The organism is Sorangium sp. So ce693 (assembly GCF_051521375.1).
GTDB classification, from domain to species: domain Bacteria; phylum Myxococcota_A; class Polyangia; order Polyangiales; family Polyangiaceae; genus Sorangium; species Sorangium atrum.
On the sequence record NZ_CP150347.1, the window covers coordinates 5,041,699 to 5,064,546 of the forward strand.

General features: G+C 69.3%; 15 protein-coding genes. 5 read left to right on the forward strand and 10 right to left on the reverse strand.

Going from position 1 to position 22,848, the window contains the following annotated elements; translation table 11 throughout:
* Nucleotides 1-57: 57 nt before the first annotated feature.
* Nucleotides 58-468 (reverse strand): CBS domain-containing protein, encoded by a 411-nt coding sequence (locus WMF14_RS18820; RefSeq protein ID WP_437802735.1) that lies wholly within the window; start codon nt 466-468, stop codon nt 58-60.
* Nucleotides 469-659: 191 nt separating this feature from the next.
* Nucleotides 660-1,451, reverse strand: a complete 792-nt coding sequence (locus WMF14_RS18825) for a CBS domain-containing protein (protein WP_437802737.1) — start codon at nt 1,449-1,451, stop codon at nt 660-662.
* A 415-nt stretch (nt 1,452-1,866) separates the two neighbouring features.
* On the opposite strand from WMF14_RS18825, the gene WMF14_RS18830 reads away from it, so the two are divergent.
* Both WMF14_RS18830 and WMF14_RS18835 read left to right on the forward strand, forming a co-directional pair.
* Nucleotides 1,867-2,541, forward strand: a complete 675-nt coding sequence (locus WMF14_RS18830) for a universal stress protein (RefSeq protein WP_437802739.1) — start codon at nt 1,867-1,869, stop codon at nt 2,539-2,541.
* Nucleotides 2,542-2,772: 231 nt separating this feature from the next.
* On the forward strand, nt 2,773-4,092 hold the full coding sequence (locus WMF14_RS18835; protein WP_437802741.1) for a sialate O-acetylesterase: 1,320 nt from the start codon (nt 2,773-2,775) through the stop codon (nt 4,090-4,092).
* Nucleotides 4,093-4,305: 213 nt separating this feature from the next.
* Here the strand turns inward: WMF14_RS18835 and WMF14_RS18840 are convergent, their stop codons facing one another.
* Nucleotides 4,306-6,147 (reverse strand): hypothetical protein, encoded by a 1,842-nt coding sequence (locus WMF14_RS18840; RefSeq protein ID WP_437802743.1) that lies wholly within the window; start codon nt 6,145-6,147, stop codon nt 4,306-4,308.
* Nucleotides 6,148-6,941: 794 nt separating this feature from the next.
* On the opposite strand from WMF14_RS18840, the gene WMF14_RS18845 reads away from it, so the two are divergent.
* Together WMF14_RS18845 and WMF14_RS18850 are read left to right on the forward strand one after the other, a co-directional pair.
* Complete coding sequence (locus tag WMF14_RS18845; RefSeq protein ID WP_437802745.1) at nt 6,942-7,937, forward strand: latent transforming growth factor beta-binding protein; 996 nt, start codon at nt 6,942-6,944, stop codon at nt 7,935-7,937.
* 231 nt (nt 7,938-8,168) lie between these two features.
* Nucleotides 8,169-9,311, forward strand: coding sequence for an aromatic ring-hydroxylating oxygenase subunit alpha (locus WMF14_RS18850; RefSeq protein ID WP_437802747.1), 1,143 nt, complete (start codon nt 8,169-8,171; stop codon nt 9,309-9,311).
* Between the two features lie 45 nt (nt 9,312-9,356).
* Here the strand turns inward: WMF14_RS18850 and WMF14_RS18855 are convergent, their stop codons facing one another.
* Nucleotides 9,357-10,349, reverse strand: coding sequence for an SGNH/GDSL hydrolase family protein (locus WMF14_RS18855; RefSeq protein ID WP_437802749.1), 993 nt, complete (start codon nt 10,347-10,349; stop codon nt 9,357-9,359).
* A 379-nt stretch (nt 10,350-10,728) separates the two neighbouring features.
* Here WMF14_RS18855 and WMF14_RS18860 point away from each other — a divergent pair, with 379 nt between their 5' ends.
* The gene (locus WMF14_RS18860; RefSeq protein WP_437802751.1) at nt 10,729-11,547 is read left to right on the forward strand and encodes a hypothetical protein; all 819 of its coding nucleotides are present in this window, start codon (nt 10,729-10,731) and stop codon (nt 11,545-11,547) included.
* On the opposite strand, the gene WMF14_RS18865 is transcribed toward WMF14_RS18860, so the two are convergent.
* The 6 genes from WMF14_RS18865 to WMF14_RS18890 all read right to left on the reverse strand — a co-directional run bounded on the left by WMF14_RS18865 (nt 11,501) and on the right by WMF14_RS18890 (nt 22,848).
* A complete protein-coding gene (locus WMF14_RS18865) occupies nt 11,501-12,733 on the reverse strand; it encodes a zinc-binding metallopeptidase family protein (RefSeq protein ID WP_437802752.1) in 1,233 nt (410 codons plus the stop codon). The two genes, WMF14_RS18860 and WMF14_RS18865, sit on opposite strands and share 47 nt — an antisense overlap.
* Nucleotides 12,734-12,957: 224 nt before the next feature.
* Nucleotides 12,958-16,146: a glycosyl hydrolase 115 family protein gene (locus WMF14_RS18870; protein WP_437802754.1), complete on the reverse strand. Its 3,189-nt coding sequence runs from the start codon at nt 16,144-16,146 to the stop codon at nt 12,958-12,960.
* Nucleotides 16,147-16,673: 527 nt separating this feature from the next.
* Complete coding sequence (locus tag WMF14_RS18875; RefSeq protein WP_437802756.1) at nt 16,674-19,094, reverse strand: family 43 glycosylhydrolase; 2,421 nt, start codon at nt 19,092-19,094, stop codon at nt 16,674-16,676.
* A 129-nt stretch (nt 19,095-19,223) separates the two neighbouring features.
* Complete coding sequence (gene yjfF / locus WMF14_RS18880) at nt 19,224-20,273, reverse strand: galactofuranose ABC transporter, permease protein YjfF (RefSeq protein ID WP_272098587.1); 1,050 nt, start codon at nt 20,271-20,273, stop codon at nt 19,224-19,226.
* Entirely contained in the window at nt 20,270-21,328 is a 1,059-nt protein-coding gene (locus tag WMF14_RS18885) for an ABC transporter permease (protein WP_272098589.1), read from the reverse strand. Before WMF14_RS18885 ends, yjfF begins: the two co-directional genes overlap by 4 nt.
* Nucleotides 21,325-22,848: a sugar ABC transporter ATP-binding protein gene (locus WMF14_RS18890; RefSeq protein ID WP_272098591.1), complete on the reverse strand. Its 1,524-nt coding sequence runs from the start codon at nt 22,846-22,848 to the stop codon at nt 21,325-21,327. Before WMF14_RS18890 ends, WMF14_RS18885 begins: the two co-directional genes overlap by 4 nt.

Sequence of the window (22,848 nt, forward strand, 5' to 3'; positions counted from 1 at the left end):
CTGCGATGCGGGTTCACCCCGCACGGGCAGCCCGCGCCCAGCTCGACCGGCTCGCCGTCAGGAGATCGCTTTCTCGGTGAGCAGCGCGGCCAGCACGGCGAGCGCGTCGGTCGTCGTGAAGACGCCGACGACCTGCGCGCCGTTCAGCACCACCGCCGATCCGTACTTGTGCTCGGCCATCTCGCGGACCACCTCGGAGAGCGGCGCGCTCGGCGCGACGGCGTAGGGGCACGGCGACATGGCCTCGCTGACGGCGAGCTCATCGCCCTCTTGCTCCTTGAGCGTCTCTATCCAGTAGATGTCCCGCTCGGAGAGGATGCCGACCAGCCGGCCGCCGCTCAGCACCGGCAGGTGCCGGATGCGATGTCCGCGCATGAGCGTGCGGGCGAGGCCGACCTTCTGATCGGCGCCGATCGAATGGGGGCTCTGGGTCATGCAGTCCTGGATGCGAATGGTGGAAGAGCTCATAAGGCCTCCCTTGGCGCTGGACGTCCGCGATGATCTATACGAGCTGATCGAACCGGCGCCCTTCGATCGAGCTCGGTTTGCCGCGATGGGCCACGAGGCGGGTTTGCAAGATGCGGGCCGCTGGGATCGGCGTTCGCGCTGCGAGGCTCAGCGGGCGTGCGGCGCGTGCGCTTCATCGGCGAGCCATCTACTCAGGCCCGCTTGCGCGCCGACGGGATCAGGTACCCGCAGCACCGCCCGAACCACCGCAGCACGTCGAGCGACGACAGGATGCCGACGACCTTTCCGTCGTCCGAGACGACCGGCAGCCGGTGCACGCCCTCGTAGGCCATGAGCGACGCGGCCTGCCGGATGCTGGCGCTCTCGTGCAGCTGCACCACCACGGGCGTCATCACGTCGCGCGCGGTGACCCTGACGGGCTCGTAGACATGGAAGCCCTGGCTCATCTCGAGCGGCGCGAGCTCGCCCGATCGCGAGGCCACCGGCCGCGACTCCTCGGTGTCGCCGCGCTCCTCTGCTGCGCGGAGCACGTCGGCCCGCGACACCATGCCGACCGGCCTGCCCGCCGCGTCCACGACCGGCATCCCGCTGATCTCGTGGCGGACGAGCAGGGCCGTGATGTCGTCGAGGGAGACCTCCGATCGGATGCAGATGACGTCCTTGGTCATGATCTCGGCGAGCGGCGCCTCCGGATTCACGGGCACGTCCACGCCCACGCTGCGCAGCGGATCCGCCTCCACCGCGTCCGGCGCCGCGTGGCTGGCATGGCAGACGACCGACGTCGTGCGCGAGCTCTTGTCGAAATGCAGCGCGTGGAAGCGACGGCACGACTCGCACTCTCGCGCCGTCATCGAACGCTCCCGCAACGGACAGTAGACGGTCGCCACGACCGATTCCTCGCCGTCGTCTCCAACGATGTGCGCGGTGCGGATCGTGTGGTGCCGGAGCTGGTGCTCTCCGCCGGTAGGTCCAAGGGTTGTCATCGTCGTCTCCCGTTCGCCTCTGCGTCCTTCGCTCGAGGTGTGCTGTGGGATGAGCACCGTTCGTGCCACGCACGCGAGATCGCCTGCGGGCGGCGGCGGCCCTGGTACGCCGCGGTCACGTCTGCGCCTCCGCGCGCCGTTTGCGCCGCGGCGCAAATGGCCGCGGGCTGCCTCGCGGGGCGCCCGCCCGCAGCGCTCGCGGCGAGAGGAGCTCGCTCTCGGCTCGCGCGGAGCGTCCAGCTCGCGGGAAGAGCCCAGCTCGCGCGAGGGATCCAGCGCGCGCGAAGCGCTCCTCTCCGGCGCCCGGAACGCCTGGCACGCGGCGTGCTGGACGTTGGGCAGAAGAGCAGAAGGGCAGATGGGTAGAGCGAGGCGACCGCTGGTCGGGCCTCGCATGGAGGCTGAGGAGGCTGTCATGTCGAGCGCAAACGAAACGAATCGGTTCATCGTCGTCGTCGGGATCGACTTCTCGGAGCCGAGCAACCGCGCGCTTGATCAGGCGCTCGAGTCCGCTTGCTGTCGCGAGAACGCCGAGGTGCACGCGGTCTACGCCGAGCCCGAGAGCTGGGTCGGCGTCGGGCTCTCGCGGGTGCCCGTGGTGGCCACCAAGCCCGACGTGGCGCTCCAGCAGCTCCAGCAGCGCGCGAGCGAGCGCGTGAGCGCCATGGGCAACAAGCTCGACGGCGGGCGGCTGAAGCGCGTCGTCGTCCACTTCCGCCGCGGCGATGCGGCCGAGAACATCGCCCAGCTCGCCGCCGACCTGGACGCCGACCTCGTGGTCGTCGGCTCGCACGGCTACCGCGGGCTCGAACGGCTGCTCCTCGGCTCGGTCGCGGAGCGCGTCTCCCGGCTCGCGCGCTGCCCCGTGTGGATCGTCCGGCCGAAGGATCACGCGACCGCCGGCCGGGTCCCCGAGATCGAGCCGCCCTGCCCGGAGTGCATGAAGCACCGGCAAGAGACGGGCGGCGCAGCGCTCTGGTGCGCGCGCCACGCCGAGCACCACATCCGGCCGCACCGCTACTCGTATGCGACCAACGGGGTCTACGCGCCGTCGAGCGCGGCTTATCAGGCGACGCCCGAAGGGGCGTGACCGCGAGGCGAGCTCGACGGGACCTCGCGTCCGTCAGGCACACAAACGCCCGACACGTGTCCTGAGGAGGGCAGGCGTGCGCCTGCCAAACGAGGCTTCCATCCTCGTGAGTCGTGGTCTCTCCGCGCTCGCTCCTCGATCACCTCGGCGCCGGCGCGCCGCGCGCTCTCTCCGGTCGATCGCGATCCCGCCGTGTTGACGTTCCACCGCGCGCGGGGGATAGACAGCGCCATGAAGCGGTCTTGCATCGCCCTGGCGGCTTTCGTGCTGTCCCTCTCCGCTCCCGCGATCGCGCAGCCGGTGAAGGTGTTCGTCCTCGCGGGCCAGTCGAACATGGTCGGCTACGGCGTGGGCCGCCAGCTCCCTGTCGAGCTCCAGAGCCAGCCGGACATCTGGTACGACCACTACAACCCGGACGCGCGCGAGGGAGGGCCGTACGCCGAGGCGACGAGCGCCGACTGGGGGCCGCTCGAGCCGAAGGGCGAGGCCCGCCGCTACGGGCCCGAGATCACGTTCGGCCGCGCGATGGCCGCGGCGTACCCGGAGCACCGGATCGCGATCGTGAAGATGGCGCAGGGGGGCACCAACCTCGTCGATCACTGGGGGCGCGGCCTCGCGCCGGACCCCGAGGTGCTCTACAAATCGCAGCTCTACCACGCGCTCCTCGGCAAGCTGGACTCCGCGACGTACGAGGGCGACCGCGCCCTCCGTTACCCCGAGGAGGTGACGCGGCTCGACGGCGCCCTGGCGCGGCTCGAGTCGGAGGGGGAGCCGTACGAGATCGCCGCGCTCGTCTGGATGCAGGGCGAGAACGAGGCGGGGTGGTCGGCCGCGTTCTCCTACGGCGACACGCTGCGCGGCTTCATCCGGGCGATCCGCGAGGACCTCGGCGTCCCCGGGCTCCCTGTCGTGCTCGGCCGGATCAGCGACAACCTCTACCCCGCGAACGGCGGTCCCATCGCCGCAGGAAGAGAGGCCAACATCGACGCCGTTCGCGCGGCGCAGGTGACCGTGGCCGAGGAGGACCCGCGGGTCGCATGGGTCGACACGGACGACTTCACCGTGCGAGCCCCCGACGACGCGTATCACTTCGACTCGGCCGCGTACCAGCTGCTCGGCGAGCGCTTCGCCGAGGCGTACCTCGCGCTGGTCCGCGAGGAGGGCTCGGCGAGCGCGTCATCGGCGAGCAGCGCCGGGAGCGCGGCCGCAGGGGGAGGGGGCGCCCCGGGAGAGGGCGCCACGGGAGTGGGCGCCACGGGAGGGGGCGCCACGGCCGGATCGACCGCGAGCGCGGCGGCGACGGGCAGCGCCGGGAGCGCAGGCGAGGGGGGAAGGGGCGCCACGGCCGGATCGACCGCGAGCGCGGCGGCGACGGGCAGCGCCGAGGCCGCGGCCAGCTCGGGCGGGGTCGCGCCCGGGACCACCGGCGGGAGCGGCGGCTGCGGCTGCCGGACCGCCGCCGGCCAGGGCCCCGGGGCGGCAGCAGCGCTTGCGCTCATCGCGCTCGCGGGCCTGCGCCTGCGCCGCTCGCGCGGGCACGGGCAGGGCTGAGCGCCGAACGGCGCCTATCGAGAGCGGGTAGAGCGACGGAGAGGGCGCGCGCGCCGGCTGCGCCAGGAGTGGTGGAGCAGCCGCGCCGCGCTTCGTGGGAGAGGCCTCGTCGTCGCCTCTCATGGCGACGGAGGTTCATCGCTTCACGGGAGCCGCAGGGGTCCGTCGTCGGGTCGTACGGACCAGCCTGCGAGCCTGCCCGTCATCGGGTCATCATTCCGGGACGCAGCCGTCCGCCGCCGTGCACATGTAGCCGTCGCGGCAATCGGCCGACGTCGCGCACGCCTGGTTGCAGGTCTCGTCCGACGCGCACACCCCGCCGCCGGCGCAGGGGGTCGACGCGTCACAGAAGCCCCAGCAGGAGCCGCCGGGCCAGCCCCACTCCTCCGTGATGCACTGGCCGCCGATGCAGTCGGCGTCGGCCGTGCAAGGATCGCCGTCGGCGCCATCGGGCGGCGCCGGGAGGCAGCCCTCCGGCGTGCACTCATAGCCGTCGCGGCAATCGGCCGACGTCGCGCACGCGCTGTTGCAGGTGTAGTCCGATGCGCAGACCCCGCCGCCGGCGCAGGGACTCGATTCGTCACAGTAGCCCGAGCAGTAGCCGCCGGGCCAGCCCCACGCCTCGACGACGCAGAAGAGGCCGGCGCAGTCGCCGTCCGCGGTGCAAGCGTCACCGTCGGCCCCATCGCCGGGCGGCGGGAGGCAGCGACCCAGGTCCGCGATGCAGGTAGCGCCCTCGATCGTGCACTGCTCGTCGCTGGTGCAGGCCGCCGCGCAGAGCCCCTCCATGCACGCATAGCCGACGCGGCAGTCGCTGTCCGTCGCGCACTCGACGACGCAGTAGCCAGAGCCGCCGCAGACGCCGCCGTCGCAGTCGCTGTCCGACGCGCACTCGCCCGTGCAGAAGCCACCCGGATAACCGTCCGCGAACTCGGTGGCGCAGAGATAGCCACCGCACTCGGCGTCAGTCTCGCAAGGGCTGCCGTCCGGGAGGTAGCAGCCGCCGGACGCCTCGTGGCACGAGCCCACCTCCGTACACTGATCATCGCTGGTGCAGCCCATCCAGCAGGACCCGTCGTCGCACCTGTAGCCGTCGCGGCAGTCCGCCGACGTCGAGCACGCGGACATGCAGATGGCGAGTGTCTGGGCCACCTGGACGCAGACGCCGTCGCCACAGTCGTCGTCCGACAGGCAGGCGGCGGTACAGTAGCCGGAAGGCAAGCCGGACTCTCGCTCCCCGAGGCAGATGTCGCTGGCGCACATCGCATCGCTGGCGCAGGCAGCGCCGGAGCCGCCGAGCTCGCCGCCGCCGGCGCCGGTGGTGACCGAAGTCGTGGAGGTGACGCCGCCGCCGCCGACGCCGGTCGCGACCGAGGTCGTGGAGGTGACGCCGCCGCCGCCGGCGCCGGTGGTGACCGAGGTGGTGGAGGAGACGCTGCCGCCGCCGTCGCCGCCGGCGCCGGTGGTGACCGAGGTGGTGGAGGAGACGCTACCGCCGCCGTCGCCGCCAGCGCCCGCGCTGACCGAAGTGGTGGAGGAGACGCTGCCGCCGCCGTCGCCGCCAGCGCCCGTGGTGACCGAGGCCGAGGTCGAGGAGACGCTGCCGCCGCCGTCGCCGCCAGCGCCCGTGGTGACCGAGGCCGAGGTCGAGGAGACGCTGCCGCCGCCGTCGCCGCCAGCGCCCGTGGTGGCCGAGGCCGAGGTCGTGGAGGCGCTGCTCGATGAGGCCGAGGTCGAGGTGGTGGCCCCGCCCGTACCGCCGCCGCCCGTGTCGCCGCCGCCGGTACCGCCTGCACCGCCGCCGCCCGTGTCGCTGCCGCCGGTGCCGCCCGCACCGCCGCCGCCCGTGTCGCTGCCGCCGGTGCCGCCCGCACCGCCGCCGCCTGCATCGTTGCCGCCGTTTCCTGTCGTGCTGCTGGCCGAGGTGGCGCCTTCGCCGCCCGAGCCGCCGCCTGCACCCCCGCCGCCCCCAGTCCCGATGACCGGCGACTCGTCATCGCCGCACGCCGTCGTCGTCATCAGGCCAAGAACGAAGAGACACACCAAAGATCGCATCTTCATCCGCTGCTCTCCAGCCGGTAGGGGTCCAGTGACGCGGCGCCGGCCGTCGGAGGCGAGGTGCCGCAGCGCGATACGCGCGCAGGCATCTTCTGTCGAAACGGCGCGGATGCCAACGCCTCTTTACTCCTTCTCGGCGCTTTCGGGCAGAGGGGCGCCCGCGCTCTCTCCCCATCCTACCTCGTCCACGCTCCTCCTCGCCCCGGGTCAACGACGAACGCAGCAGCTTTTCGACGGCCGATCGCGCGCGATTGTCGCGTCCGTTACGCGCTTGTGGAGCGCGTTTTGAAGATCGCGACGCCCTCTTCTCCACTCGTTTCCACCCGTTCCACCGCTCTGGCGAGCCCTCCTTGCCACCCTGCGCCTTTCTCCTCTCCTCACCACCTCCCCGCGCCTGAGCGCGCCACCCGATGTCCGTGAGGTTTCGGGCGCCTGCTCCTCAGCTCGTCAGCGAGCCTGAGCGCACCTCCGAGCTTCGCGAGGCTCCGGTCGTTCCGCCCCTATCGCCTCGAGCGCGGCGGCCGCCGCTGCTCCGCCCGCTGCAGGTCCGAGCGTCGCCTCGCCATGTGATTGACCGGCCGCCATCGGAGCTGGTATAGGTAGCCGTTTTCTTCGGGATTGAATTTTACAATCACAACCAAAGAGAAAGGCGGTCGAGCGCGGTGTGCGCAAGTGAAGGGTGCCCTGGTGCTTTCCGTGCCAGCGATGTCATCTCGCTCTTGCTGCGTCGCGTCGACGCCCTGCGCCGCGGCGAACGACCTCTCGTTTCAGCCAGAGGATGAGGAGACCCCATGCGTGTCCGACACGTGATGATCACAGCAGCGATCGCCGGTCTATTCGCGGCCTGCGCCAGCTCGGGGGGCGACGGTGGCAAGACCGAGCCGGTCTACGGGACGGTCTGCGAGGCCCGCTGCGCCTGCGAGGGCTGCTCCGACGACCAAGAGGGCCTGTGCGAGGCCGAGCAGGGCGCCATCGCCGAGCGGTCCGAGGAGCGCTGTCAGGACGAGTATACGGCGTACATCGACTGTGTCCGGCTGGAAGGCCGGTGCGTGGACGGTCATCACCTGGCCGAGGTCTGCGACGTCCATGAGGAGGCCCTCCTGGACTGTCTCGATTCCACGGATCGCTGTCCCAGCGCGGGTGACGGCACCTGCGACGAGCCCCAGGGCACCGGCAAATGCCCTGCTGGGACCGATCGAGCCGACTGCCTCTCTCCCTGTCCCTCGACCGGCGACGGCACCTGCGATGAGCCCGAGGGCACGGGCGCGTGCGCGGAGGGCACGGACGTCGTGGACTGCGCGGCCACGACCTGCTCCCGGACGAACAACGGCACCTGCGATGAGCCCGAGGGCACCGGGCTCTGCGAGGAGGGCACGGACGCCGCGGACTGCGCGGTGGACGAGCCGTGCGCAACCACGGACAACGGCGAGTGCGACGAGCCCGGAGGCACCGGGCTCTGCGCGGCGGGCACGGACACCGCCGACTGCAGCGCCCCCCTCACCTGTGACGACCTCGACGAGTGCGGCGACGACTCGAAGGGGTGTATCGGGTGCGCGAACGCGGGGAGCTGCGCCGATGAGCTCGACGCATGCATCCTCGACGACGACTGCATCGAGTTCATCCGGTGCATCGTCACCTGCGCGGACGACGATGACGCCTGCTTCCGCGCGTGCATGGACGCCCATCCGGACGGGAGGAATCCGTATGCCAACTACGACCGATGCGTGAACTGCAATGAGTGTTATTACTCCTGCGGCAACGCCAGCATCTTCGGGTGCAATCCATGATTTGTCCCGGCGCCGCGGAGGCAATGAGACGGTCAGCGGCGTCGCCACGCGCGGGATCACCGAGACGTGCGAGGGCGACCTGCGCCCGCCCCGCGTCGACGCTGAAGGCCAGATCTGCGTCGTCGACCTCGGCGCCGCGCGTCTGGCCTTCGGCATCGACGCGCGGCCGTCCCCCCTGAGCCGCTCCCGGGCAGCGCGATCCGCGCCCTCGTTCTGGTAGCATCGCCGGCGTTGCCGGAGCTCCCTCTCGCCCCTGCCGATCTCGACGCGGTGCTCGCGCCGCTCCAGAGCGCCCGGCCGCTGCCCGCGCGCGCGTACTGGGACGAGGACGTCTTCGCCTTCGAGCAGGCCGAGATCTTCGGACGCTCCTGGCTCTGCGTCGGCCGCGAGGACGAGATCGCCCGCCCCGGAGAGTGGCTGCTCGCCCCCCTCACGCCGGCGGGCGTCGTCGTCCTCCGCGGCGCCGATCTGGAGATCCGCGCGTTCCACAACGTCTGCCGCCACCGGGCGGCGACGCTGCTCGACGGCCCGTGCGGCCGCCTCTCGCACCTCGAGTGCCCGTACCACGGCTGGACCTACGAGCTCTCCGGCGCGCTGCGCGCCGCGCCCCACGCGCCGCCCGGCTTCGACCGCGGCGCGCACGGGCTCCTCCCGGCGCGCGCCGGCGCCCTCTTCGGCTTCCTCTTCGTGACGCTCGACCCCGGCGCGCCGCCGCTCGAGAGCGCGATCGGCGAGGCGCCGCCGTGGCTCTCGCGCCCCGGGCTGCGCTCGCTCCGGCGGGGCAGGCGGGTGGAGTACGAGGTCGCCGCGAACTGGAAGCTCTGCGTTGAGAACTTCCAGGAGTCTCACCATTTCCCGCGCGTGCACCCCGCGCTCGAGCGGCTGACCCCGTGCCACGACGCCGTGTCCTGGGGCCGGGGCGGCCCGTGGCTAGGCGGCATCATGGACCTCGCGCCCGGCGCCGACACGGTCTCGGTCGGCGCCACGCCCGGCGCGCGGCCGCTCATCGTCCCCGAGGCGGAGCGGCGGCGCGTGCGCGACGCCATGCTCTTTCCGGGCCTGCTCACGAGCCTCCAGCCCGACTACCTGCTCACGTACCGGCTCGCCCCGCGCGCGCCCGATCGGACGCTCGTGATCGCCGACACGCACTTCCACCCAGCGGCGTTCACGAAAGGCTTCGATCCGGGCGACGTGTTCGCCTTCTGGGACGCCGTGAACCGGGAAGACCGCGCCATCTGCGAGCGCCAGCAGCGCGGGATCCGCGCGCCGGGCTACGCCCCTTCGACGTATGCCATGGTGGAAGACGGCGTCCACGCCTTCGACGGCATGGTCGCGCGGAGGTACCTCGCTGCGCTCCGCGCGAGGACGGCATGAGCAAGCTCTGCGGCCTGGGGGGATCGCCCGTACGTCGATCTCTCGTCACTGCGCGACGCAGCTGGTCTTCATCGCTTCCCAAACTGCATCTCCGGTGGCGACGCTACCGGCGGCGGTGGGGTGGATGCCGTCCTGCGTATACTCGTTGTGTCCGTTCCAGGTCGGACGAAGGTCCAACCAGTAACACTTCGGCGCCGTGAGCCCGTCGCACAATGCCTTCATCTTCGGCCGGAGCGCATCGAGGCAGGTCTTGAGCGACGCGTACTGGTTTCCGATGGGGTCTGGATAGAAGAAATAGAGGACCTTTTCGACGCTGTCCTTCTCCATGGTCTCGAACAGCGACTCCGCCGCCGCGAGGGCCGCGTCGCCGTCCCCTCTCAACAAGCAGTCGTTCCCGCCGCCATCCATCAGCACGTACTTGATCATGCCGTTCTCCGCGGCCTTGCGGTACTGGCTGGGAATTTGATCGTTGGCCAACGTCGTGCCGCTGACCGAGTTGTCGATATAGCGCTCGTTCGCGCCGAGGGAGCCGTTGGCCTTGGCCTGCTTTTCGATCTGCTGCGTGATGCCGTGAGTCGCGGCGATGAACGATTCTCCGATGACCGCGACCTGATTTCCCTTGGTCTGGCCCTTGACGCACTCACCCGGGTCCGAGCCCCCGCTCGTGACGCCCGTCTCTCCGCCGGCCGCCGTGCTGCTGGCCTCCCCGGTGCTTGCGCTGCTGTTGCTGCTGCTGCTGCTGCTGCTCGAGGTGCTCACGGCTGCCGAGCTTGCGGCGCCGCCGGTGCCCGTATCGCCCGTGCCGACCGTGACCGTGGCCCCCGCGCCGCCGGTGGCCCCGTCAGGGCCGCCTCCGCCGGTCGAGGACGTACCACCGTCGTTCGCCTCACCACAGGCCCAGATGCCGATGCTCAGGAGACCGAGAACGCTCAGTTTCGTAGCGACGTGACGACGTGTCGACTTCATTTTATTTCTCCAGTGTCCGTTTGGCGCCGAGGTTTTAAGCGGCGAAAGACCCTCGTCGCCTTGTATTGACAACTCATCCGCGCATCGAAGGGGCCGCGTTCGCCCGATGCAGGTGACTGCCACGACTTCGTACCCAAGCCAGCTGACTCGATGTATAGGCATACTCGCCTATGCCTCGATCCGAGACGTCACGCTCATGTCGGTGGACTGAACAATTCGGGCGAGAGTCGAACTCGGTGTCTGCGCCACGGCCCATCCTCCTGGGAGGCCCCCGCGGCGTTCGGTCCCGAGCGCTTCACGCCCGATCGCTCGGCCTCCCGCCCGCGCCACGCGTCCATGCCGTCCGGCGACCGACCGCGGCCGTGGATCGGCGGCCCGTTCGCGAACGTGCACGGCGTCCACACGTTTGACGGCATGGTCGCGCGCAGGTACCGCTCGGAGCGAGGACGGCATGAGCAAGCTCTGCGGCCTGTGGGGCCGCCCGTACATCGATCTGTCGCCGCTGCTCGACACGGCGTGCTTCCCCGAGCTCGATCGCGAGATCGTGCGCGGCCTCTGCCGCGTCGAGCCCTCGTACACCGGCGGCAGCCTGAAGTGGATGGGCGTGGTCGCGCCCTGGGTGCACGACGACCCGTACCTGGATTACGGGGAGGTCATCGAAGGCTTCTCGCGCGACGAGTTCTGCGATTTCATCGCGCTCGGCGACGACCCGTCCGCCTTCGATCCTGACCGGCGGGGCGAGTACACGTTCGGGGACGAGACCGATCATCCGCTCACGCGGGCGCAGATGCTGTACCTGAAGTACCGCTACGGAGTCTATTTCCCCTGGAAGGTCTGCTATCACCTCCTCGAGAACGACCGCTGGGAAGACAAGCACTCGGGCGCCGGCAAGGACTTCTCGGCGGAGGCCAGAACGGTGTTCCCCCGGACGGTCGAGTTCATCCGGGGCCTGCCGTTCGTCGAGATCGGGCGGTGCGTGATCTTCGGCCTCGAGGCGAACGATCACGCGCCCGCGCACCGGGACACCGAGCCGGAAAGCGCGATCGGCGCGGCGCAGTCCATCTCGTTCGACCCGCGCGGCGACAAGCGGTTCTATCTCTGCGACAGGGAGGGGGAGGAGCGCACGGTCGTGCGCGCGCCCATCTACTGGTTCAACGACATGGATTACCACGGGGTCGAGCCGGACCCGTTCTTCCGGTACTCGATCCGCGTGGACGGCGTGTTCAAGCCGGAGTTCGTGAAGCGGCTCCAGCGCCTGTACGGACGGTAGGCGCCGGCGAGCGCTCTGCCGGTGAGTCCTCCGCCGGCGAGGCCCCGTTCACCACCAGGTGGATGAACTGCAGCTTCGCCACCGCGGGGCGCGGCAGCACGAACGGGTAGAAGTCGTGCTGGCCCATGCTGCGCGACATCTCGTTGAGCACGGCCGTCAGCTCTACCCAGGCGTTCAGGAAGCCCAGGAAGGTCTCGGCCCCTCGGTCGTCCGGGCGCCACAGCGCGTCCGCGCCCCATGGCTCGACATCGAGCTCCACCTCGTCGGCGTCGATGCCGAAGCTGAGCGCCGTATCGACGGTGTCGACCATGTGGAGATAGTGGGCCCAGGTCTCGGCCCAGTCTTCCCACGGGTGCATACTGGCGTAGGCGCTGACGAAGCGTTGCGGCCAGTCGGCCGGCGGCCCCTGCTCGTAGTTGGCCTTCAGCGCGGCGGCGTAGTCCTGCTGCTCGTCGCCGAACAGCTCCCTGAACGGCGCCAGCCACCCGGTGTCGCGCACCAGGCGGTCCCAGTAATAATGGCCGACCTCGTGCCGGAAGTGCCCGAGCAGCGTGCGGTAGGGCTCGCGCATCGCGGCGCGGGTGCGCTCGCGCGTGGCGTCGTCCGCCTCCTCGATGTTCAGCGTGATCACGCCGTCGGCGTGGCCGGTCATCACCCTGGGCCCGTCGGGCGGCGAGGCGAGGAAGTCGAAGCAGAGGCCGCGCTCCGGGTCCTCGCCGATCTTGGACTTCACCGGCAGGTTCAGCGCCAGGAGCTGCGACACGAGCCGCCGCTTCGCCGTCTCGAGCAGGCGCCACAGCGCCTGGTGCTCGGCGACGGAGAGATCTGGAATGGTGCGGTTGAGCCGGCACGCGGCGCAGAGCGCGGGCGCCTCCGTCCCCGCCGGGATCAGCCAGTTGCAGCCCGACGCCAGGTCGAAGTTGCCACAGCGCCTGTAGAGCCGCGGCGGGTCCGCCGTGTCGTGCCAGATCTGCCAGGCGCCCTCGGTCGGACCGGCCTTGAGCGGCACGACCTGGGCGCGCTCGGGCTCGTAACCGAGCGGCGTCTTGCAGGCCAGGCATTCGCTGTTGCGGAAGAACACCGGCCTTTCGCACTGGCAGCGGTAAGCGCGCGGCGCGGTGGGCTGCTTGGTGCGCTTCCATGCGCTGCGCAGGCGCGCGATCAGACTGTCGAAGCGATTGGTCATGGTGGGTCGAGCGGCCTCGATCGTGTCGGCCCCGGCTCGCGATCGCAAGGGTCGCAAGCCGTATGCCAGGCGTGCGGCCCGACGCTCGCGCCACGAGCACAGCTCAGCGCGCTGTCGAGCCGTGCGCGAACGTGCGAACGTCGAGGACGTCGCGGAGTGTCTCAGTGTGGCGAGAATGCCGTGACCCGACCCAGGTTGGGCATACCGCGCGCGCCCGCGTCTCGCTACCTCGGTGCGCGGTAGCTCTCCGGCGGACCCAGGTAGCTCGGCTTGAGCCCGCCCGTGTCCACAACGAGCTTCTGCACCACCACCGTCGGGTCGACCATCCAGAACTTCAGCACGTGCTCGCCCGGCTGAGCGATGGTGTGCGTGGTCGACGTGAGGTTCACGTTGTCGGACGTGTTCCTCTCCCACGACTTGTTCATGGGAATGCCGTTGAGCGCGGTGGTGATGTTGACGATCTGCGGCTGCCCGTCGTCGATCGACACGGCGTACTTCAGGCCATCGGAGTGCCGCACGTTGTTCCTCGGCGACAGATAGGCCCAGACCGTCACCTTCCCGCTCGTGAAGAGGTTCATCTTGTACTCGAGGCGCGGGCTCTCCCCGCCGGGCGTCTGCCTGGCCGAGGTGACCGGGAAGGGCGTCATGCCCGATTCCGTCCGACCGATGTGCGGGATGAGCTGCCAGGTGATCGGATCCGCGCTCAGGGCGCGGGTGAAGTGCTCGGCCTCGATGGACACGTAACCGTTGCTCTCCACGAACCCTTCGAGCTCTGCGCGGTTCAGGGCCGGATTCTTGACAATGGCTTGCACGACGACGCTGCTGCCGCTCGGGCCCGTCACGGTGATGGGCACCTCCGTGGTCCCCTCGGGCGCAGCGCTCCAGTCGACGCTCACGCTGGCGCGCACCTCCTTCTCGATCTTGCCGTTGTTCGGCGTGATCTTCACCCACGGCACGGACGCCTCGATCTTGTAGTCGAAGGCCTGCTGGCCGCGGTTGAAGACCTCGATGTACTGCGTCGGGTGGGTCTGGAACGGGCTGAACTCGGGAAGCACCGCGGCCGTCCGCTCGGCGGGCCAGTACTTGTCGGACCCGTCGATGGCCACGCCCATGCTCGCGTTGCTCGGCACGCTGATCTGCTTGAGCGACGGCCAGATGAAGTCCTCCAGGACGGTGTTGTTCCTCTCCGGCTGCTGCCAGCCCGAGTCAGGGTAGTTTCCGCCGTAGCCGATCTTGGGCTGCGTCTGGAAGCCCTTCCATTTCCCGCCAGCCAGCGTCTCGTTGTAGTAGCGCGACATCGCCCTGTCGTCGGCGAGCCGCGCCTCGGCAGCCGCGGCCATGTCGCCGGTCGCGGCGCGCCCCTGAGCGGCGTAGAGGATGTTCTTGAACCCGGCCAGGCGGAGCTCGTACAGGTTGGCGCTGGCCTTCACCTGATAGAGCACGAGCTGGTAGTAGGCGTCCCGGTACTCCTCCGGCAACTCATGGTCGAGGCGCTCCGCCTCGGCCGCGAGCGCCTGCCACTCCGCGACGACCCGCTCCGCCTCGCTGTAGTTGGTCAGGCTGAAGGGGCTGCCATCGGAATAGACGATGGCGTTGTTCGGGTCCTGGGCGATGTTCGCGCCGGCCCTGACGGTGATGAGCCGGTTGAGCAGCTCGGGCTTCCGGCGCGACTGGAGCCTCGAATACATGGTCAGGACCTCGGCGATCTCGGCCGCGTGCTCCGGCCCGAACTGCTGCGCCGCCCACTTCTTCTCCCACACGGGGAGCCGCTCGATCGGCCACCGCTCGGGGTTCCATGCGTAGTCCAGGAAGAACTCGAGCGGGTGCTCCTCGTTCTTCATGTCGCCCACGTTCACCACCCAGAGCCGATCGACGCCATAGCGGTACGACAGGTGGAGCTGCTCCCAGATGTTGGGGAGGAGGTTGGTGTCCACCCATTTGTAGTTCCGGCCGCCGCCCACGTAGTCGAAATGGTAGTAGAGCCCGTACCCGCCGGACCGCGGCTGCGCGGACAGATCGGGCAGCTCGCGCATGTTGCCCCAGTTGTCGTCGCACCAGTTGATGATCACGTCGTCCGGCGCCCGCATGCCGTCGTCCCAGAAGGCCTGGACCTCCTTGTAGAGCGTCCAGACCTGCGGGATGGTGGTGACGTCCTTGCCCGTGACCTGGCCAAGGATCTCCCGCTGCGTCTTCACGATCCGCTGCATCAGATCGATGTTGCCGCCGTTGTCGATGGGGAGGTCGCCGTTGCCGCGCATCCCGACGGTCACCACGCTCTCGTAGCTCCCCATCCGCTTGATGCCGTCGGTCCAGTACTTCTTCAGGAACTCCGTGTTCTGGTCGAAGTTGAACTGACCGCTGCCATAGCGGTTCCACTCGTCCTGCGCCCGCATCATCGGGGCCTCGTGCGAGGTCCCCATCACGATCCCATACTCGGCCGCCAGCTTCTGGTTCTCGGGATCGTCGTCGAAGAGCGACCTGCCCCATACGGCCGGCCACAGGTAGTTCGCCTTGAGGCGGAGCATCACCTCGTAGACCTTGGCGTAGAGCTCGTGGTCGAAGCCGTCCTGGTGGCTCGCGTTGGGCGCCGGGCCGAACGTGTTGCGGGCCCAGGTGCCCAGGGCGGGGTTCTCGTCGTTGATGAAGAAGCCGCGGTATTTCACCTTCGGCTCCCCCTGCGAGTAGCGCCCCGGCAGGATGTACAGCGCAGGGTGCTTGTGCGCCCGGACGTCGTCCCAGTAGTACCAGGGCGACACGCCGATGTTCCTCGAGACGTCGTAGGCGCCGAAGATCGTCCCGCGCTGGTCGCTGCCGGCGATCACGAAAGCGCGGCGAACGCCCGGCGCCGGGTCGCTCACGACCTGCAGGAGGGATGTCTCCCACTTGCCCTCGATGCCGGTGACGTCGAGCTTGTTCTCGGTCACCAGCCGGTCCACGAGCGGGCTCTTGCCCAGGGTCCCGATGATCACCACATCGTCCGCGGCCGGGATCTCGTCGAGCGAGACCTGCGGTTCGATCTGGGTGACCCGGCCGATGTCGGCCTTGAGATCGTTCACAACCCGGATGACGCCCGGGTAATCGCTCGAGCTCACGACGAGCGGCGCGGCCTTGCCCTCGGCGGCCATGGGGAAGCTGTCGGGGGTGGGCTCGAACGAGACGTACTTCTCCGGATCCTCCGGGTGGGGCGGGTCCGGATCTTCCGTCGGCGGGCCCCCGCCTCCTCCGGTCGGTGAGCCCGCGCCTCCTCCGGTCGTCGCGCCCGCACCGCCGCCTCCTGTCGGCGAGCCCGCGCCCCCTCCCGCCGTCGCACCCGGGTCGTCAGGCGTCGGCGACGCGCCGTCCGATCCCGAACAACCCGCCACCACGGCGAAGGAGAGGGGGAGAATCCAGCAGAGGAGCCCCGTCCGCAACATCGGGCTCCAGCTGTCCCAGAGCGCGCCGAGCGGTTGCCTGTCTGGGCCGGCACAGGGACGACCGGCGCGTCCTGCGCGGGTGGTTCCTTCATGGAATCGCGTCGACTGCTTGGCTCTGCGCTCGCTTTTGATGTGTGCCATCTGTGGCCTTTCCCGGCTGTTCAGGTGAATGGACGACGACCCCGGGCGCATGCGTGAGCTGCGCCTGAGCAGGCAGAAACACGAGCACGCAGGCCCTCACTTGCTGTCGCGTACGAGGCGAGACCGGGGTTCCAACGTACGCAGCCCGCTGGCCAGGCTCGGAGATGCCCGGAGCGCACCCATCTGATCACGCCTGGCACGGTGAGGGCGGAAGGCCCGTTGTACGCTCGCGCGACGGCTCCCGAGGGCGCGCGGGACCGCGCCACACGTCTTGGAGGTGCAGGCCCAGGGGCAGCGAGGGAGCTGCCCCTGGCGTCATGCCGGCCGGGGAGGGGGCCGCCGTCGACGACTCCGCCGACGGCTTTTGGCCACCCGCGGCGGACAGGTCACTTGGCGGGCACGAAACGCAGCGATGCGAGGCGCACGAGCTCGCCCTGGCCGCCCTTCACCTTCAAGTAGACCTCGTGCGTGCCCGACGTGGGCATCACGTTGCACGTCGTCGTCTTCCACTTCTCCCAGCCGTCGGTACCGGGGAGGGCGCAGGTGCCGATCATCGAGCCGCCTGCCAGCGGATCGATCCAGACCTCCACGGTGCCGCCGGCCCCGGCGCTCGAGGCCTCCAGCGCGATCGCCTTCGACTTTACACCCCCGCTGCCGAGGTCGACGCTCCCGAACATGGCCCAATCGCCGCTCTCCAGATCACCGAGCACCGGTCCCGCCGACGTGCTCGACACGACCTGGGCGCCGGACTGCTGGTCCGCCTCCGCCGCCGGGATCGGGGTGAATCCGTCACGGTAGGTGAACAGGTCGAAGTAGGCACGGTTGTTGGTCGCGAACATGCCGGCCTGGTTGCCAATCCAGGTGTGAGCCATGGCATAGAACCCGTCGAGCGCGGAGATGTCGATCTCGGCGCCTACCTGGGTCCATTCGACTCCATCCGTGCTGAACCAGCCCGTAGCCTTGTGCTCGGAGCGGACCAGCTTCAGCCAGACCGCTTTCCCGGCGGGTGCGGGGACCGACGCGCCCACCACGACCGGCTCGGCGAGCTCGCTGTACGCGGCCCCCGCCTCGGCCGGGGCCTGCACCGAGCGCGACCGGAAGGAGAAGCGAATCCTGTCTTCCTCGCCCTCCATGACCCGCGCCACCGAGACGTCCATGATGGCGGGGAGCCTGAACTTCTCGCTGTCGGTCATCCACGTCGGGCAGGAAAGCACCTGCTCGTCCTGCCAGTAGCCGTTGCCCACGCGGATGCCGGCCGCGTCCCCGTCGGCCGCGGGCGTGGACTCGACCTTCGCGACCATGCTGCTCGAGTGCAGCGTGTCCTTCTGAACGACCCACGCGGTCCCTCCGGTACCCGGCGTGATCCGCAGCCACCCCGGGCGATCCGCCACCGAGTACTTGTCCTCCGACGCGCCGTAGGTGGTCCACGCGGAGTTGATCGTGGCCGACGAGAAATCGTCGTTCACGGGCAGCAGGAAGGGCACGCCGCTCTGCGGCAGCTTGGGCGCGGACAGATCGCCCTTCTTGGTCGGGAATCGCGGGACCGGGATCGTCTTTCCGTTCACCTCTTGGTCGACCCAGGTAACCTCCAGCAGCAGCCCCTCGCGGCCAAGCCCCTGCCAGTCGCCGTTCTTCGAGGTCTTGGTGTCGTCGGTGCCCACGTTGCTGCAGTCGTACGAGTGGGCAAAGGCCCACCACGAGCCGTCCTCCAGCCCGATGGGCGACGTGATGTGCTGGACGCCGGCGTACGGCTCCTCGCCGGTAAGGACATAGCCGAGCCACGTCCAGTCCTCGGGGGTGCTGCCGACAAGCTTCTTCGAAGCCCAGGCGTGCAGCTGGCCGCCGCAGGCCGTGTGCGTCGAGACGAAGTAGTAGTACCAGTCGCCGCGCTTGGCCATCGTCGGCCCTTCGGCCCACTTGCTCCAGTCAGCATTGGTGAAGTCGCCGCAGCCGCCGGTCGCCTGGTCCCAGTTGACGAAGCTCATGTCGACGCTCGACTCGGGCAGCAGCATCCCGGTCTTGGGATCGATCTCCGTGACCAGGTTGATGCCGAAGTCGTTCGGATGATCCGCGTCCCATTTGCACAGACCGTTCTTGATGACCATGTAGGTCTTTTTGCTGTCGGGATCGACGAACACCGAATTGTCGGAGCCGGTCCCTCGTTCGTACGAGGTCTCGCTGCCGGGCGGCGTGTAGGGGAAGATATCGACCTTGGTGGGCTCCGACCACGGGCCCTCGAGGCTCGGCGCCGAGGAGAAATGCTGGGTGGCCCCGATGGAGTAATAGACCCGGTACACATCGCCGGCCTTGACGATGAAGCCGCCCCAGGTGCCCTGGCCAGGGCCGAGCTGCGCCTCCAGCGCGGGAGCGGTGGAATGGACCACCCGGTTCATGCGCTCCCAGTGAAGGAGATCCGTCGAGTGCAGGATCTCGAAGGCGGGCATCATGTGGAAGTTCGACCCGACCAGGTAGAAGTCGTCGCCTTCCCGGTAGATGTTCATGTCCGGGTGATCGCCGGGCAGAACGGGGTTCTGGTAGGTCGTCACGTCGAAGGCCGCGTCGCCGTCGCCGCCCGCCCCGCCGCCCCCGGCGTTCGGAGAGCCACCCGTGCCCCCGGAGCCGCCGTCTCCGCCGTCGCCGCCGTCGCCGCCGGTTCCACCGCCGTCTCCGCCCTGACCCGCGGAGCTTGTCGAGGTTGGCCCGGACGAGGTGCTCGATCCCGCCGGGCTGGGATTGGGCTCGTCCGAGCCGCACCCGATCGCGATCAATCCAACGAAAGTGACAATCCCTGCTGCATAAGAGCGCACGATGACCTCTCAGTTCCTTGTTGTGGACCCTTGAATTCCCGAGGGCTGCCGAAATGATCGCTGATCGGGCACGAAAGTGCCTATCGGCGCCACACGGACCCTGGCGGTACGCCCTTCATCCCCCTCGTGTCACGCCGTACGGGCGCGCCGCTCGAAGATCCGCTGGAGCAGGCAGGCGACCAGGAGGAGAAGGCCGATGACGATCTTGGTCCACCAGGAGCTGAGCGTGCCCTCGAACATGATGAGGGTCTGGATGGTGCCGTAGATGAGCACACCGAACAGGGTGCCGACGACCGTACCATGGCCGCCGGTCAGCAGGGTCCCGCCGATGACGACGGCGGCGATGGCGTCCATCTCCATTCCGCCGGCGTGCAGCGCGTAGCCGGACACCATGTAGAACGTGAAGGCGACGCCCGCCAGCGCCGAGCAGAACCCGCTCCAGGTATAGATGAGCACCTTGGTCCGCGGCACCGGCAGGCCCATGAGCAGGGCGGATTGTTCGCTGCCGCCGATCGCATAGACCGTGCGGCCGAAGCTCGTGTAGTGGGCGATGTAGATGGCCGCGGCGAACAGCGCGAGCGCGATGACCACGTTCCAGGTGATCGAGGTGTCGAACAGGAACGGAATGCGGTGCGACGAGGCGTCGACGTAGAAACCGTTGTGGATCGTGATGGAGTCGATGCTGATGAGGTAACAGAGCCCGCGCGCAAGGAACATGCCCGCCAGGGTGACGATGAAGGGCTGCACCTTGAAGTACTGGATGACGACCCCCATGACGAGGCCGATGCCCGAGCCCATCGCCAGCACGAGCGGGATGACCACCGCAGGGCTCAAGCCGTGCTTCTCGACGAGCGACGCCGAGACCATCGTGGTCAGCGCGATGACCGAGCCGACCGAGAGGTCGATCCCGCCGGAGAGGATGACGAAGGTCATCCCGATGGCGCTGATCAAGAGAAACGCATTGTCGATGAAGAAGTTGAGGAACACCTGCAGCGAGAAGAAGCCCTTGAACAGGTACGACCCGGCCAAGAACATGAGCACGAACAGGCTGCTGGTGACCGCGAGCGGCAGGTGCCTCGGGTCGATCCGGACGGAGCGCCCGGTCGCAGTGGTGGTGCCGCTCCCTCCGGTCGCGGCGATGGTGCCGCTCCGTCCGGTCACGGCGGCGGTGTCGATCATGGTGTGACCACCCTCCTCGTCCGTTGCTTTGCGATGAGATCCCTGACCTTCTGCGATTGCACGATGGTGATCAGGAAGACGACGAGCGCCTTCACCACCAGGTTGACCTCCGGCGGCACACCGGCGGAGTAGATGGTGGTGGTGAGCGTCTGGATGATCAGGGCGCCGATGACGCTCCCCGCCAGCGTGAACTTGCCCCCGGAGAGCGACGTCCCGCCGAGGACCACGGCCAGGATGGCGTCCAGCTCGAAGAGGAGGCCCGCGTTGTTCCCGTCGGCGCTCTTGACGTTCGAGCTCACGATGAGCCCGGCGATGCCGGCGCACAGGCCGCACACGGCGTAACAGGCGAAGGTGATCGTGCGCGCGCGGATCCCGGCCAGCCGCGAGGCGACCGGGTTCACACCGATCGCCTCGATGAACATGCCGAGCGCGGTCTTGCGGGTCAGCAGCCAGACGACGGCGCTCACGGCCGCCACGATGAACAGCGAGACCGGGATCCCGAGGAGGAAGCCGTTCCCGATGAAGTGATACGGGCTGTAGTAGATCGTGATGATCTGGCCGCCCGTGATGAGCTGGGCGATGCCTCGCCCCGTGACGAGGAGGATCAGGGTCGCGATGATCGGCTGCATGCCGAAGAGCGACACCAGCGCTCCGTTCCACATGCCGAGCGCCAGCGCCACGCCCAGCGCGCTCCAGATGACGATCGGCAGCGGAACACGCGTCGCGTCCGCCATGCCGGTCCCGCCGCTCGGTGAGAGCTCGCCGCCGATCAGCACCGCCGCGACCGCGCCGGAGATGGCCACGACGGCGCCGACCGAGATGTCGATGCCGCGGGTGGCGATCACCAGGGTGAGCCCCATGGCGATGATCATGAGCGGCGATGCGCGGTTCAGGATGTCGATGACGCTGCCGTAGAGGTGGCCGTCCTTGACCGTGATCGCGAAGAACTGCGGGTTGCTGACGAGGTTGAACAGCAGGAGGAAGCCGAGCATCGCCAGCGGCCAGAACGTGTTCCCGCTGGCGAGCCGGCGCAGGGAGGCGGCGGCGGCGCTCACGGCTGACCTCCCGCGATGATCTGGTAGACCGCCTGCTCGTCGGTCTTGGCCGTGGCGAGCTCCGCCACCTTGCGCCGGTCGCGCAGGACGACGACCTGGTCCGAGTAGCGCAGCGCCTCGGCCATCTCCGAGGAGACGATCACCACCGCCATGCCCCGATCGCAGAGATCCATGACCTGGCCCATGATCTCGCCCTTGGCCGCCACGTCGATGCCGCGGGTCGGCTCGTCGAGGATGAGCATGCGCGGATCGGTCACCAGCCAGCGGGCCAGGAGCGCCTTCTGCTGGTTGCCGCCGCTCAGCTTGGAGATGGGCACCTCCGCGTCGGCGGCCACGATGCCGAGCCGCTGGATGTAGCGGCGGGCGATGTCGTCCTGCTCGTCCCGGGACAGGTTGCGGAAGATGCCGCGCTTGGCCTGGAGGGCGACGACGATGTTCTCGCGCAGCGACAGGTCGCCCAGGATCCCCTCGACCTTCCGGTCCTCGGGGCAGAAGCCGAGGCCGCGCGCGATCGCGTCGAGCGGCGAGCCGATGCGCGCCGGCTCCCCGTCGATCTCGATGGATCCCTGGTCCGCCCCGTCGAGCCCGAACAGCAGCCGCACCGTCTCCGTCTTCCCGGCGCCCAGGAGGCCCGCGAGGCCGAGCGCTTCGCCGCGCTGCACGTCGAGATCGACGTCGCTGACCGAGCCCTTCTTGCCGAGCCCTCGCGCCCGCAACAGGGGCGCTTGCCCGCCCGCCGACGTCGCCTCCCGCGCGCGCTCGGCCCGGGCCGGACCGTCCTCCGCGACCTCGCGCCCGACCATCCGCGTGACGAGCTCCATGCGCGACAGCTCGGCGGCCGGAGTCTCGCTGACCAGCTGACCGTTCCTCAGGACCGTGATCCGGTCGGAGATCTCGAACACCTGATCGAGGAAGTGCGAGATGAACAGGATCGCCATCCCCTGCGCCTTGAGGCGCTGGATGACCGAGAAGAGCGTCTTCACCTCGTCCTCGGCCAGGCTCGAGGTCGGCTCGTCGAGGACGAGGATCTTCGCCCGGGCGCAGAGCGCGCGGGCGATCGCGACGATCTGCTGCACGGCGATGGAGAAGGTCGAGAGCGGCGCGGTGACGTCGACGTGGATGTTGAGGTCCGAGAGCAGGGCGCTCGCCTTCCGGCGCATCTCCCCCCACCGGATCGCGAACACGCCCGCGTCCTCGCGCCCGAGGAAGATGTTCTCGGCCACGGAGAGGTTGGGGCAGAGGTTCACCTCCTGGAACACGGCGCTGATGCCGAGCGCCTGCGCGTCCTGGGGGCTCGAGGGCCGGATCTCCCGGCCCTCGAGAAGGATCTGCCCATCATCCGGGGGGTGGACGCCGGTCAGGACCTTGACCAGCGTCGATTTGCCCGCGCCGTTCTGCCCCATGAGGGTGTGCACCTCCCCGGGCAGCATCCGAAAATCGACGGAAGAGAGCGCCTGTACGCCAGGAAATCCCTTGGAGATCCGCTTCATCTCGAGCACGGGCACGGCTCCGCTCTGCAT